We start from the raw sequence: 12,956 nt of genomic DNA, 5'->3' as shown, positions 1-12,956 counted from the left end.
TTACCGCCAAGACAAAACGGCGCCCCCGCTTTCACGAGAGCGCCGCATTTGTTTCCGTCACCGGTCCGAGCCTTGGCCCGGACCTGTGCGCTGCCGCCGTTTAGTAGCGGTAGTGATCCGGCTTGAACGGGCCTTGCGAAGGAACGCCGATATAGGCCGCCTGCTTGTCCGAAAGCGTGGTCAGCTTCACGCCCAGCTTTTCGAGGTGCAGCGCCGCGACCTTCTCGTCGAGGTGCTTGGGCAGCACGTAGACGTCGTTCTTGTATTCGCTGTTCTTGGTGAACAGCTCGATCTGGGCCAGCGTCTGATTGGTGAACGAGGCCGACATCACGAAGCTGGGGTGGCCGGTGGCGCAGCCCAGGTTCACCAGGCGGCCCTTGGCGAGCACGATGATCTGCTTGCCGTCGGGGAACTCGACCAGGTCGGTGCCCGGCTTCACTTCGGTCCACTTGTAGTTGTCGAGCGCGGCGATCTGGATCTCGCTGTCGAAGTGGCCGATGTTGCAGACGATGCTCATCGGCTTCATCGCCTTCATGTGCTCGGCGGTGATCACGTCCTCGTTGCCGGTCGCGGTCACGAAGATGTCGGCGCGCTGCACCGCGTCTTCCATGGTGACGACTTCATAGCCTTCCATCGCGGCCTGAAGCGCGCAGATCGGGTCGATCTCGGTCACCATCACGCGTGCGCCGCCGTTGCGGAGCGAAGCGGCCGAGCCCTTGCCCACGTCGCCGAAGCCCGCCACGCAGGCAACCTTGCCGGCCAGCATCACGTCGGTGGCGCGGCGGATCGCGTCGACCAGCGATTCCTTGCAGCCATAAAGGTTGTCGAACTTCGACTTGGTCACCGAATCGTTCACGTTGATCGCCGGGAAAGGCAGCTTGCCGTCCTTGGCGATCTGGTAAAGGCGGTGGACGCCCGTGGTCGTCTCTTCCGACACGCCCTTGATGTGCGCGACCGACATGGTGAGGTAGCCCGGCTTCGCCTTGAGGAACGCCTTGAGCGCGCGGACGAACTCGATTTCCTCGGCGTTGCTCGGCTCGAACAGGTCTTCGCCGGCTTCCACGCGCGCGCCCCACAGCGCGAACATGGTGGCGTCGCCGCCATCGTCGAGGATCATGTTGGCGGTGCGGCCCGAACCGTCATCCCAGTCGAAGATGCGGCCCACGTAGTCCCAGTAATCCGCCAGGCTTTCGCCCTTAACCGCGAACACCGGAATGCCGCGCGCGGCGATGGCGGCGGCGGCGTGGTCCTGCGTCGAGAAGATGTTGCAGGTCGCCCAGCGCACTTCGGCGCCGAGCGCGACCAGCGTCTCGATCAGCACGGCGGTCTGGATGGTCATGTGCAGCGAGCCGGTGATGCGCGCGCCCTTGAGCGGCTGCGCGGCCCCGAACTCCTCGCGCAGGGCCATCAGGCCCGGCATTTCGGTTTCGGCGATGGCAATTTCGGCGCGGCCGAAATCGGCGAGGCCAAGGTCGGCAACCACATAGTCCTTGTCGGCAAGCACGCTGGCCACAAGCTGTCTCCTGGATTGAAAGTCTTTCCGGCCCGCCCGCAGCAGGCCCTGCTATGCCGAGCCTTAGTCGCTCGGGGCTTCTTTCGCAAACACAATATAAAGATACCTTTATATCTGTTCGCAGGGAATCTGCGCCGCCGCGCCGACCTGTGGTTGCGCTGTCACGCACCCGGCCTATATCCGGCGGGCAACAGCGTAAAAGAAAGGAAATTGGGGATGACGATTTCGGTTGGAGACAAGCTGCCCGACGTGAAGCTGGTCAAGGCCACGCAGGACGGCCCCGAAGCGGTCCAGTCGGCCGATTACTTCAAGGGCAAGCGCGTGGCGCTGTTCTCGGTGCCGGGCGCCTTCACGCCCACCTGCTCGGCCAAGCACCTGCCGGGCTATGTCGACAAGGCCGCCGACCTGAAGGCCAAGGGCATCGACGAGATCGCCTGCACCGCCGTCAACGATCCCTTCGTGATGAAGGCCTGGAGCGCGGCTTCGGGTTCGGCCGACGTCACCATGCTGGCCGATGGCAACGCCGATTTCGCCAAGGCCGTCGGCCTCACCATGGACGGCTCGGGCTTCGGCCTCGGCACGCGCGGCCAGCGCTTCTCGATGATCGTCAACGACGGCGTGGTCGAGCAGCTCAACGTCGAAGCTCCGGGCGACTTCAAGGTCTCCTCGGCCGAGCACATGCTCGAAACGCTCTGATAACAACAATGTGGGGGCAGCTGGCCATCAAGGCGCTCGTTTCGGGCATCCTCATCGCCGCTGCCTCCGAAATCGCCCGGCGCAGCCCCGGCTGGGGCGCGCTGGTCGGTTCCCTGCCCCTCACCACCCTGCTCGCGCTCACCTGGCTGTGGCGCGACACGCACGATACGGCGCGCGCCGCCGATTATGTGCTGGGCACGGCCTGCTATGTCGCCGCCGCCCTTCCCGCTTTCGGCCTGATGGCGCTGATGTTCCGGCGCGGGCTTGGCCTTGCCCCCACGCTCATTGCCGGCTCACTCGCCGCGATCGTGCTGACCACGGCGATGGTCGCTCTTGGCCGCCGCGCCGGCCTGCCTGTTTGAGTGGTCCTGCCTGTCTGATGGGCCTCTCGGCGGCAAGAAGGTAGTTGCAAACGATACCCTCTCGCGCCTAGCACGAGCGCTCCGGCCGTTCTGACCGGAGAACCAGACCACAATCATTTCAGGGATTTACGATGCGCCCCGTGCTGTCCGCGCTGCTGCTTGCCGCCACCGCCGCCACTCCGGTCCTCGCGCAGGACAAGCCGGCCGAGCCGAAATCCCACGCCGAAGCACTGAAGGCCGATGTCGAAAAGGCCTGGGTCCGCCCGCCGGTGGAGGAACAGGCCAGCACCAGCAAGGGCAGCGTCACCGTGCGCGGGCAGAAGATTGCCTACACCGCGACCGCCGGCACGCTCACCATCCGCGATGACGATGGCAAGCCGGTCGCGACCATGTTCTACACCGCCTACACCCGCGATGGCGGCGGCAACCGGCCGGTCACCTTCTTCTACAATGGCGGCCCCGGCTCGCCCACGGTCTGGTTGCACATGGGCAGCTTCGCGCCGGTGCGCGTCGCCACCGACGATCCGATCTACGTCGCGCCCAGCCGCTATGCCGTGCGCCCCAACCCGGATTCGCTGATCGACAAGACCGACATGGTGTTCATCGACGCGATCGGCGCAGGCTGGTCGCGGCCGCTGGGCGACAAGACCGGCAAGGACTTCTGGGGCGTGGACCAGGACGCCGACGCCTTCGCGCGGGGCATCATGCGCTATGTCGACAAGTTCAACCGCTGGTCCAGCCCCAAGGTGCTGTTCGGCGAAAGCTACGGCACGCTGCGCTCGGGCGCGGTCGGCGCGGTGCTGGAGGAACGCGGCATGAGCCTCGACGGCATCGTCCTGCTGTCCACGATCCTCAACTACGGCGTGCGCCAGCCCGGCTACGACCAGAACTATCAGATCCTGTTTCCGACCTTCGCCGCCACCGCGTGGTATCACGGCCGCGTGCCCAATCGGCCCGCCAGCCTCGAAGCCTTCCTGACGGACGTGCGCGCCTTCGTCGCCGGTCCTTATGCCGCTGCGCTGGCCAAGGGCGATGCGATCACCGATGCGGAGAAGCGCGATGTGGCGCGCCGGATGGCCGCCTGTACCGGCCTGTCCGAAGACTTCATCCTGCGTGCGAACTTGCGCATCAGCCTGTCGCACTTCCAGACCGAGCTGCTGCGCGACCGCGGCGTCGCCACCGGCCGGCTCGACACGCGCTACCTGCTCAACGTGGGCGACGCCAACGCCGACAGCCCCGAGGACGACCCCGCCAGCACCGCGATCACCGGCGCCTACTTCGCTGGCTTCCGCAACTATGCCAGTCAAGTTCTTGGTTACAAGACAGATATGCCCTACAAGCTGTCCGCCCGCGACGGCACGTTTGACTGGGACTGGAAGCACCGCGCGCCCGGTGAACGCTATCCCCAGCCGGCGCCGAACACCGCTGTCGACCTGGCCTCGACAATGCGCACAAATCCCGACCTCAAGGTATTGTTTCTCAACGGATATTATGATGCGGCGACGCCGTTCTACTCCACCGAGTACGACGTCGCGCACATGATGCTGACCCCGGCGCTGCGCCAGAACATCGCCTTCCGCTATTACGAGAGCGGCCACATGGTCTATCTCAACCCGCGCGAACTAACGCGGATGCATGACGACATCGCGGCCTGGTACGACACGGCCGCCCGGCGCTGAAACGCGCCGGGCCGGTCCCCCTCAGACCCTCAGCCCAAGTCAGAACCCGAAGCGAAGCCGCGCGACCACCCGGTCACCGATGTGCGCCGCATCGGCATAGGGCGATCCGCTGGCCAGCGCGCGGGCCTTGCTGATGTCGTTGCCGGCGTAGTCGACGCCGACGGTGAACGGGAACTGGCTGTATTCCAGCCCAACCCGCCAGTCGGCATAGTCGCCGCCGGGACGCAGCCGCGCCGCGCGCAAGGAGCCGTCGCTGCCGCCAGTGGTATAGCCGGCCGCCGCGGTCAGGCTGATCGGGAAAGCGGGCAGCCCGACCCGCGCATTGGTGTAGAGGTAGAGGTTGTCGCCCCCGATCGCGGACTGGCTGGGCGCGAAGATCGCGCCCACGCCCATGTCGAGCGGGCCCAGCCCGTAGCGCGCGCCAAGGCCCAGTTCCACATAGTCCATCTTGCGCTCGGCGCCGGCAAAGACATGCCCGGTCACGGCACCGCGCAGCGTCAGCGCGCCGGCGTCGAAGCTCTTGCCCAGTTCCAGATCGGCGACCGCGTCCGCGCCCGCATGGCGGTCCGCGCCGCGCGTGGTGACCACGCGCGCAGAGGCGTCGAAACCCGCCACTTCTGCCTGCACGTCGGCCGAGGCAACCGGATCGCCGCCGCTCCAGCTGATGCCGCGGCGCACTTCGTCGGTCGCCGCCTCGATCCCGCCGGTGGGCACGACGCCAGCGTGGGCCGGCGCCCCGGCCAGCGCGCATCCGGCCAGCGCCACGAGCGGTCCAGCCTTGGTCCAATTCATTCGGTTCATGATTCCATCCTGTCGACCCGGGGTGCGGTTTCATGCAGCCGGTCGGCTTCCGCTACCACGGCCTTGGTGTCCTGCGCCACATGGCGAAGCAAGTGCGCGCGCAACGCATCGTCGCGCGCCGTGCCCTGCCCGGCGAAGGCCGCACGGGCCGATCCGCACCAGCCCGGCCGCCGAACCTCGAACGCAGCCTGGTGACGGGCGGTGCTGCGCAGCGCCTGTGCATCGCCGCCCCGGGCCTCGCGCACGATCTCGAGGTCGATCTGCCAATGGCAGTGCAGCGTCGCGGGCCGGCCACCGCTTCCCGGAGAGCCGACCTGCCGGGCCACCGCGCGCGGCTGGCCCGACCAAGTGGTGTCCAGCGCCCCGCCCGAATGCGCCACGGCCTCGCGATGGACGATAGGCGTCAAAGGCTCGGCCATGGCGGCGGCGGGCGACAATGCGGAAACGCCGGCAACAAGGCCGGCGGCAAGCGTCCTGATCATGGGTCTACTCCTGCTGCGTCCCGGCATTTTGGGGCCGGTGACGAAGCGGACAGCTTACCCGCGGGAACATTTCCGCCGATCCGACTGGATCGTTACATTTCTTGGCTGAGCCTCTTCAGGCCGGAAGCGCGTAGATCGCGGTCGCCTGCGCGACGAGGCTCGCCGGATCGTCCTGCCACAACCGCACGTCGATGGTCGCCAGCCGACGGCCCAGCTTGAGCAGCGCGGCTTCGGCATGAACTGGCGCACGCCGCGCACCGCGCAGGAAGTTCATCGTCAGGCTGCTTGTCACCGCCATCGGCTGCGGCCCGATATGCGCCAGCACCACGGCATAGGCGGCGACATCGACCAGTCCCATCTGCGTCGGCCCGGACACGAGGTCGCCGGGGCGGAGGCTGTCCTCGCCCGGCTCCAGCGTCATCCGCGCAAGGCCCGGTGCGATCTGCGTCACCCGGCCGATCCGGCCATGCGCTTCGGCCGGGAACGCGCCCAGCAGGAACGTCTGGAGCGCGGCAACGTCCATCACCGGCACGAAACCCGCGCCGGTGCCTCCCCCTGCCCCGCTCACCTCAATAGCCCATCAGGCTGAGCACTTCCTTGCGGCTGCGCTGGTCCTCCAGGAAAGTGCCCATCAGCCTGCTGGTGACCATGCCCACGCCCGGCGTGCGCACGCCGCGCCCGGTCATGCAGCCGTGCTGCGCCTCGATCACCACTGCCACGCCGTGCGGCTTCAGGTTCGTCCAGATGCACTGGGCCACTTCGCTGGTCAGCCGCTCCTGGATCTGCAGGCGCCGGGCATAGGCGTGCAGCACGCGCGCCAGCTTGGAGATGCCCACCACCTTGTCGCGCGGCAGATAGGCGATCGCCGCCTTGCCGATGATCGGCGCCATGTGATGCTCGCAGTGCGACTGGAACGGAATGTCCTTCAGCAGCACCAGCTCGTTGTAGCCGCCCACTTCCTCGAACTGGCGCGAGAGGTGCGCGGCCGGGTCCTCGCCGTAACCCTGGCAATATTCCTTCCACGCCCGCGCCACGCGCTTGGGCGTATCGATCAGGCCTTCGCGCTCTGGATCGTCGCCAGCCCAGCGGATCAGCGTGCGGATCGCGTCCCGCACCTCGTTCGGCACCGGCAGCTTGCCCCGCGCCAGATCCGCGTCGTCATCGTCGATCAGGTCGACCATCGCATTCTCTCCCCGTCCATCAGCGCGGCCGGCGCAGGATGCGGCTCTTGAACAGGCCCCCGCGCCGGTAGAACGCCAGCATTTCCTCGGGCCGCTCGGGATCGAGCACCTCGGCATCCGCCAGCGCCTTCTCCGTGTCCCCCAGGTCGCGCGGCACGAAACGCTTCAGACACTTCCGCGTCATCGGACTGGCGTCAATCATCGCCGCCATCGAACCATGCCGTTCGAGCAGCGGCGCTACCGTCTCGGGCGCCAAACCGCAATGCTCGGCCAGCAAGGTATGGCGCAGGCGCGTGATCCCGGACACGGCGCTCGCGTTCCCCGGCCGCGCCGCGTCGATGAACACGTCGCATTCGCTGTCCAGCCCCATGGAGCGGTTGTTCATGTTGGCCGATCCCACGCGCAGTATCTCGTCATCCACGATCAACAACTTGGAATGGACGTAAATCGGCGTGCCCCCCGCGTTGTAGGGGATCCAGACACTGAACCGTCCGGCATGGTCCTTGTCCTTGACCGCGCGGTGCAGCCGGATGCGCGCACCGTCCATCGCCGTCTGCTCCAGCCACCCGTGCGAGCTTTCGGGCATGACCAGCACCACTTCGGGCGGGTCCGGCTCGGCCAGCCGCAGCGCGATGGCCTCGGCCACCTTGCGCGAGGCAAAGTACTGGTTCTCGGCGTAGATGAAGCGCCGGGCACGCCCGATCTGCTCGATGAACAGCGCCTCGATCTCGCGCACTTCGTGTGCGTTGCCGTATTGCGAGCGCGTGCGCGCGATGCCCACCTCCACGTCGTGGAACTCGGCGTCGAGCCGCGCCGGCCACGGGCTCTCCTCCTGCGGATCGCACGCGGCCAGGGCGCCGCCGCCAGCCTGCTCCCAGCGCGTCCGGCCATAGTCGCCCAGCACCTTGGCAACCTCGCCCTCCAGCATCATCGTGCAATCGTGCCATGGGCCATAGAGCTGCCCGCCGGGTCGCCGCCGACGCGGATCCTTCTCGACGTGCTCGGACGTGTCCCAGCGGTCGCCCGCCATGTCGATACCGCCGCAAACGGCGAACTTGTCGTCGATCACCACGATCTTCTGGTGGTGGCTGCATCCCAGCGGATGCGCGCTGTCCAGCTTGAAATCGATGCGCGGGTGACGCCACCAGCGCAGCAGATCGAGGATCATCGAGCCGCGGAACATCGCCTTCATCGCGCCGAAGTTCCATTTCAGCACGCGCACTTCCAGCCGCTTGCGCCGGTTCGCCAGCCACACCACGAAAGCGCCCAGCCGCGCCGGCGAGATGCGCTTGCGCGGCAGGTTCCACCAGCGCCGGCCATCTCCGATCAGGATGCGCGTGTCGAAATCCCAGCCGATCAGCAGGATGCGCTGCTCGGCCGCAAGCATGGCATCGCGCATCAGGTGGAAATAGTCGGCCGCATCGATAACCACGAAGGCACGGCTTGCCCGGGCATAGCGCCAGACCGAAGGCGAAACCGGGGTATCGTCGTTGGAAGGCTCCGCCATGGGGATCTTATGCGGTCCGCATGGCGCAAGCGCCAGCCCGAAGCCCTCGATTGCCGATCATGCGCGCCTCGCTCCCCCTGCTTCGCGCAGAGCCAACGGCACAGCCGGGAGGCGGTTCCCGAACAGCACGCAAGTCCGAAGCGGCGCGCGGGCTACTGGCGGGGAATGACGAGTTCGTCGGGATGCGCGACGTTGAGATCGGCGCGCAGCAGTTCGCCGACAAGGTCGGGATCGGCATGGCGCGGATCGAGCAGCGCCACACGGTTCTTCAGCCGGTCACGTTCCGCCGAAAGCTTCGCCACTTCCTGCTCGCGCTGGTCGAGCAGGCGCGCATTCTCGCTCCACGAAAGCAGCCCGCTGGGCCCGGCAATCCCCACCGCGCCCAGCACCAGCAGCGCGACAAGCGCCAGCGTCTGGGTCAGGCTTTCGCGGGGCAACCGGAGATGGGAACGACGGCGTTTCATCATTTTTGACAGAATCACACTTGCCCGGTCGATTCAAGGACGATTGCGGATAAACCGCCCGGATTACGTGGTTTTCGCGTTGAAAAGAGCCGCTACCACCGGGGCTGCTGCGAGGGACGCAGGCGCGGTGCCATTTCCAGCCGGTCGCGGCCCTTCGCCTTGGCGGTGTAGAGCGCCAGGTCGGCAGACCGCATCGCGTCGTCGGCGGTGCCGGACAGCCGCGCGACACCGGCGCTCGCCGTGGTCCGGATGATCGAATCGCCGATGGCGCGGGTCGTGCCGGAAAACGACGAAAGGATGCGCTGACACACCATCTCCGCCTGATCGGGCGAGGCGCGCGGCAAGAGGATGCCGAACTTCTCACCGCCCATGCGCGCGACGGTATCCTCGGCCCGCACCAGCGACCGCGCCAGGCTGCCGAACAGGATCAGCACCTTGTCGCCCACCTGATGACCGTGACGGTCGTTGATGGCGCGGAAATGGTCGAGGTCGAACATCGCCACGCACCCGCCGGCCTGATCGTCGAGATGATGCTGAAGCATGGCGATGAACGCCCGCCGGTTCGACAGTCCCGTCAGCGGATCGGTAAGCCCGGCCTCGAACAGTTGCTCCTCGAACGCCTTGCGCTCGGCAATGTCGCGCAGGATCGCCACCGCGCCATAGACGTGGCCGTGCTCGTCGATCAGCCCATGCGCCTGCACCTCGAACCAGCATTCGCTGCCATCGCCCGTCAGCGCCACGTATTCGGTCCACGCCGCCGCGTCGCCGCCATCGATCGCCGCGTCGAACAGCGCGCTCACCTGCCCCTTGTGGCTGGCATGGACCCGCTCCAGCACGTGATGCCCCAGCAGGTCGCGTTCCGACCAGTGCCCGCAGCGCTCCGCCGCCGGAGAAACGTAGGTCACGAAGCCGTCGGCGTCGGTCTTGAGCACGACCTCGGTGGTGTTCTCCGCCAGCAACCGATAGAGCGCGCGGCTCTCGCGCAGGGCCAGTTCCAGCCGGCCGCGCTGCGCGATGTTGCGCGCCAGCGGCTGCGCGCAGAGCACGATCACCGCCAGGTAGGCCTGAAGCAACTGCACCGTCGGCCCTGCCTTGCCCGGCCCCAGCGCCATCGGCCCCACGCCGCGGATCGTGAGCACCGAACCGATCGCCGCCAGCACGACGACCGACAGCGTCGCGCCCACCCGGTCGAAGCGGTATGTCGCCATCATCGTGGCCAGCACCGGCAGGACGAGCAGCGGCAGCCGATCCTGTCCGAAGGCGGCGAATCCGCACAACGCGACAATGCTGGCCAGCCCGAGCTGTTCGAACAGGCCCAGCCCCGTCTGCTCCCTTGCCCAGCGCGCCAGATCGCCGCTGGCGACAAGGCTGAACAATGGAATGAAGATGATATTGCCCAGCGCATGGGCGACGAAATAGTCTGTCAGGATGGCCGACCACGACCAGCCCAGCGCGAGATGCACCCACAGGCTGGCACAGAACGCCCCCAGTGCCGGCCCCACCAATGCGATGGCGAAACAATAGACGAGGAAATCGCCGACGACCTCGTCATCGCCCGGCGCGAAATCTCCGCCCTCCCGGCCGCGCCGCAGCAGGGCTGCCGCCACGATCGCCTCAACGGCGTTGGCGAGCGCGATGCCGACCCCCGCGACCAGTCCCTGCCCCGCCAGGACGAATGCGAGAACCGTGGCAGAAGCAGCCAGCGCCAGCACTTCGGGCCAGCGCCGCTGCACACCATGGAGAAGCACGGCGATCGCGGCAGGCGTCGCCACCCACACAAAAGCAACTCCGCCGTCGAACCGGGTCGCCTGGACCGCCAAGGCAAGACCCAGGAACACCGAGAACAGCGCCGCGTCTGTCAAAAGCCGCCGGATCATCCTGACAGGGATGGAACCGCAACCTTTCCAAAATCCTGACAACCTCGGTAAACACTGCCTTTACCAAGTTCGGAAACCCTAGCCAAAGCGCAGTATTACAATAACTTTCATAGACAATTAATCACGCCCTGCATTGTGCGCCGCAGCAAGACTGCATAGTATGCGTGGCCATGTCGCCGCGATTTCTCACCCCTGAAATGCACGCCCAGAAAGAACGCTGGGCCTGCTGCCCCCTGTGCGGCAAGCACACTGCCGGCAAGTGGGCGAAGCTCCCCGATGGCGCCTTCCGCCGCGAACCGCGCACGCACCGGACAGAGTCTGGCGAGACCTGCGCTGGCAGCTTCATGGAAGCAATCCTGAACTGACCGGCCACAAAAAAGCGGGACGGACCGAAGTCCGCCCCGCCTTTTCCGCTAAGCCGCGCGCGGGATCAGAGCACGAAGTCGGCTTCGACCGGAATGACCTTGCCATCGAGGCGGATGGCGAAATCGGCCACGCTGTCACCGTTGGTATCGCCCGTCAGCAGCGTGCCGCCGCGTCCGGTTTCGACATGCAACTGCCCCGCCGTGCCGCTGAAAGCCGCCGTGCCGATGAAGGCGAAGGCCTGGTCGCCATCAAGCGTGGTGTTGGCGTCCACGCCCGAAAGGTCGATCAGGTCGCCCTGCCCGTGGCTGAAGTCGATGATGCGATCGGCCGTCTTCGCGGTGGAGCCTGCGAAATCGCCGTCCACGAACACGAAACGGTCGGCGCCTTCGCCGCCCTGAAAACGGTCCTGCCCGGCGCCACCGGCCAGCGCATCGTCGCCCGCGCCGCCCTTCAGCACGTCCTTGCCAGCCCCGCCATCGAGGTGGTCGTTGCCGGTGCCGCCATCGACCGTGTCGTTGCCGTCATCGCCCGAAAGCGTGTCGTCGCCCAGTTCGCCCTTGAGCTTGTCGTCGCCAGTGCCGCCGGTGACCACGTCGTTGCCAGCGCCGCCACTGAGGCTGTCCTTGCCGGTGCCGCCCGAAAGATCATCGGCGCCATTGCCGCCCGACAGTGAATCGTTACCGTCGTCGCCGGTGAGGATGTCGTTGTCGTCGCCGCCGGTCACCTTGTCGTTGCCATTGCCGCCATGCAGCGCGTCGAAGCCCGTGCCGCCGGACAGCTTGTCATTGCCGTCGCCGCCCAGCACGTCGTCGTCGCCATCGTCACCGGTCAGGTTGTCGTCACCCTGGCCACCGTCGATGTGGTCGTTGCCGAACCCGCCATGGCGCACGTCCTTGCCCGAGGTGCCCACGACGTGGTCGTCGTCGTTGCCGTCGTTGTCGAGATCGTCCTTGCCGCCGTGATGGCCCCCGCCATTGCCCTGGCCGCCCGGAGCGCCGTCGAGCGGCGTGCCATCGAGCGCGGTGAGGCTGGTGGTCGGCTCGCCATAGAGCGAGACGTCATCGGTCAGGTCGGCGGTCTGGTGGAAGACCTGCACGCGAACGAAGCTGTCAAACGTCGAGCGCAGCGTGACGTCGCTGGTGAGCGGGTCGAACGACAGCGTCTGGTTGAGCTTCACGGACTTCTGTTCGAACGAACCGTCATCTTCCCGCTCGAACCATTGAACCGAGTCGCCGACACCCAGGAACTTGAAAACATCGGACATTTCTCGCCCATCACATTAGACATCCCTTATCGAACACCAAAGTTAAGTTTGCGAGACAGTCGGCGCAGGAATGTGCCCAATATCGACCCATCTTCCATCTGCGCGCTGGGGCAGAACGCCCCGCAGATGCTGCTGTTCGCAGGTCGTTCGGCAACATCTTCCCGGCGTCTGTTCGCACCGATCATGCCTTTCAGATTACTTACTTTCTTCCCCGTATTCGGGCGGGGTCGCGGGGTGTGATTCAGTTAATTTGCGCAATGGTAAACATCGGGCATGGAAACCGTTAAACATACCCACTCCGCCGCGCTCCTGCCCCGCTCGATCCTTCCCCGCGCGATCGTGATCGCGGCGGCTCCGCTGGCGCTTGCTCTTGGCGGCGCGCCGGCTGCCATCGCGGCGACCGCCACCAACACCATGGGCGTATCGACCACGGTCCAGACCGCCTGCGCGCTGACCACCGTCGACCTCGCTTTCGGTAACTACGATCCGACGGCGGCTGCGGTGACCGATGCATCGACGACGCTCAACGTGACCTGCACCAGCGGCACCAGCTTTACCGTCGGGCTCAACGCCGGCACCACCGCCGGCACCACCGTCACCACGCGCAAGCTGGCGAACGGCGCCAACCGTCTGAGCTACGCGTGTTGATTGCCGCTGAGAAGTGACCCGGGGTTTTCACCGAGAAGTGACCCGCCTGCAGGTTATGTTTCGAGTATCATCGGTGGGTCAAGATGCGGGTTTCTCCTTTCGGGGTCTTGCCTGCT

13 protein-coding genes are annotated in these 12,956 nt (G+C 66.5%); 4 read left to right on the top strand and 9 right to left on the bottom strand.

Annotation, left to right across the window (positions count from 1 at the left end; all coding sequences use genetic code 11):
* Positions 1 to 100: 100 nt before the first annotated feature.
* Positions 101 to 1,513 carry an adenosylhomocysteinase gene (ahcY, locus tag OLX02_RS18555; RefSeq protein WP_264425244.1) on the bottom strand — a complete coding sequence of 471 codons (1,413 nt, stop codon included), beginning with the start codon at positions 1,511 to 1,513 and terminating at the stop codon, positions 101 to 103.
* A gap of 216 nt (positions 1,514 to 1,729) precedes the next feature.
* On the opposite strand from ahcY, the gene OLX02_RS18550 reads away from it, so the two are divergent.
* From OLX02_RS18550 to OLX02_RS18540, 3 genes are all read left to right on the top strand, one after another.
* Complete coding sequence (locus OLX02_RS18550) at positions 1,730 to 2,209, top strand: peroxiredoxin (protein ID WP_264425242.1); 480 nt, start codon at positions 1,730 to 1,732, stop codon at positions 2,207 to 2,209.
* A gap of 8 nt (positions 2,210 to 2,217) precedes the next feature.
* Positions 2,218 to 2,571 carry a DUF3147 family protein gene (locus OLX02_RS18545; RefSeq protein ID WP_264425240.1) on the top strand — a complete coding sequence of 118 codons (354 nt, stop codon included), beginning with the start codon at positions 2,218 to 2,220 and terminating at the stop codon, positions 2,569 to 2,571.
* Positions 2,572 to 2,702: 131 nt separating this feature from the next.
* A complete protein-coding gene (locus OLX02_RS18540; protein ID WP_264425236.1) occupies positions 2,703 to 4,250 on the top strand; it encodes a S10 family peptidase in 1,548 nt (515 codons plus the stop codon).
* Positions 4,251 to 4,289: 39 nt separating this feature from the next.
* Here the strand turns inward: OLX02_RS18540 and OLX02_RS18535 are convergent, their stop codons facing one another.
* From OLX02_RS18535 to OLX02_RS18500, 8 genes are all read right to left on the bottom strand, one after another.
* Entirely contained in the window at positions 4,290 to 5,051 is a 762-nt protein-coding gene (locus tag OLX02_RS18535; protein ID WP_264425235.1) for a TorF family putative porin, read from the bottom strand.
* On the bottom strand, positions 5,048 to 5,533 hold the full coding sequence (locus OLX02_RS18530) for a hypothetical protein (protein ID WP_264425233.1): 486 nt from the start codon (positions 5,531 to 5,533) through the stop codon (positions 5,048 to 5,050). The genes OLX02_RS18535 and OLX02_RS18530 overlap by 4 nt, the downstream gene beginning before the upstream one ends.
* 115 nt (positions 5,534 to 5,648) lie before the next feature.
* Positions 5,649 to 6,101 carry a PaaI family thioesterase gene (locus tag OLX02_RS18525; protein WP_264425231.1) on the bottom strand — a complete coding sequence of 151 codons (453 nt, stop codon included), beginning with the start codon at positions 6,099 to 6,101 and terminating at the stop codon, positions 5,649 to 5,651.
* Position 6,102: 1 nt separating this feature from the next.
* Positions 6,103 to 6,714: a GTP cyclohydrolase I FolE gene (gene folE / locus OLX02_RS18520; RefSeq protein WP_264425229.1), complete on the bottom strand. Its 612-nt coding sequence runs from the start codon at positions 6,712 to 6,714 to the stop codon at positions 6,103 to 6,105.
* 19 nt (positions 6,715 to 6,733) lie between these two features.
* Positions 6,734 to 8,221, bottom strand: coding sequence for a phospholipase D-like domain-containing protein (locus OLX02_RS18515; RefSeq protein ID WP_264425227.1), 1,488 nt, complete (start codon positions 8,219 to 8,221; stop codon positions 6,734 to 6,736).
* A 152-nt stretch (positions 8,222 to 8,373) separates the two neighbouring features.
* Positions 8,374 to 8,685 carry an FtsB family cell division protein gene (locus tag OLX02_RS18510; protein WP_264425295.1) on the bottom strand — a complete coding sequence of 104 codons (312 nt, stop codon included), beginning with the start codon at positions 8,683 to 8,685 and terminating at the stop codon, positions 8,374 to 8,376.
* A gap of 92 nt (positions 8,686 to 8,777) precedes the next feature.
* Positions 8,778 to 10,547, bottom strand: a complete 1,770-nt coding sequence (locus OLX02_RS18505) for a diguanylate cyclase domain-containing protein (protein WP_264425225.1) — start codon at positions 10,545 to 10,547, stop codon at positions 8,778 to 8,780.
* A 445-nt stretch (positions 10,548 to 10,992) separates the two neighbouring features.
* A complete protein-coding gene (locus OLX02_RS18500; RefSeq protein ID WP_264425223.1) occupies positions 10,993 to 12,192 on the bottom strand; it encodes a calcium-binding protein in 1,200 nt (399 codons plus the stop codon).
* Between the two features lie 273 nt (positions 12,193 to 12,465).
* Here OLX02_RS18500 and OLX02_RS18495 point away from each other — a divergent pair, with 273 nt between their 5' ends.
* Positions 12,466 to 12,840, top strand: a complete 375-nt coding sequence (locus OLX02_RS18495; RefSeq protein WP_264425221.1) for a spore coat protein U domain-containing protein — start codon at positions 12,466 to 12,468, stop codon at positions 12,838 to 12,840.
* The last annotated feature ends 116 nt before the right edge of the window (positions 12,841 to 12,956 follow it).

Origin of the sequence: Novosphingobium sp. KCTC 2891, from assembly GCF_025938155.1 — a bacterium.
Lineage (GTDB): Bacteria > Pseudomonadota > Alphaproteobacteria > Sphingomonadales > Sphingomonadaceae > Novosphingobium.
This window is presented reverse-complemented; position numbering and strand designations above follow the sequence as displayed.

Coding starts and splice junctions, on each gene's coding strand:
- OLX02_RS18545 (WP_264425240.1), top strand. CDS start 2,218: ATGTGGGGGCAGCTGGCCATCAAGGCGCTCGTTTCGGGCATCCTCATC.
- OLX02_RS18515 (WP_264425227.1), bottom strand. CDS start 8,221: ATGGCGGAGCCTTCCAACGACGATACCCCGGTTTCGCCTTCGGTCTGG.
- OLX02_RS18500 (WP_264425223.1), bottom strand. CDS start 12,192: ATGTCCGATGTTTTCAAGTTCCTGGGTGTCGGCGACTCGGTTCAATGG.
- OLX02_RS18535 (WP_264425235.1), bottom strand. CDS start 5,051: ATGAACCGAATGAATTGGACCAAGGCTGGACCGCTCGTGGCGCTGGCC.
- OLX02_RS18495 (WP_264425221.1), top strand. CDS start 12,466: ATGGAAACCGTTAAACATACCCACTCCGCCGCGCTCCTGCCCCGCTCG.
- folE (WP_264425229.1), bottom strand. CDS start 6,714: ATGGTCGACCTGATCGACGATGACGACGCGGATCTGGCGCGGGGCAAG.
- OLX02_RS18550 (WP_264425242.1), top strand. CDS start 1,730: ATGACGATTTCGGTTGGAGACAAGCTGCCCGACGTGAAGCTGGTCAAG.
- OLX02_RS18540 (WP_264425236.1), top strand. CDS start 2,703: ATGCGCCCCGTGCTGTCCGCGCTGCTGCTTGCCGCCACCGCCGCCACT.
- OLX02_RS18530 (WP_264425233.1), bottom strand. CDS start 5,533: ATGATCAGGACGCTTGCCGCCGGCCTTGTTGCCGGCGTTTCCGCATTG.
- OLX02_RS18510 (WP_264425295.1), bottom strand. CDS start 8,685: ATGAAACGCCGTCGTTCCCATCTCCGGTTGCCCCGCGAAAGCCTGACC.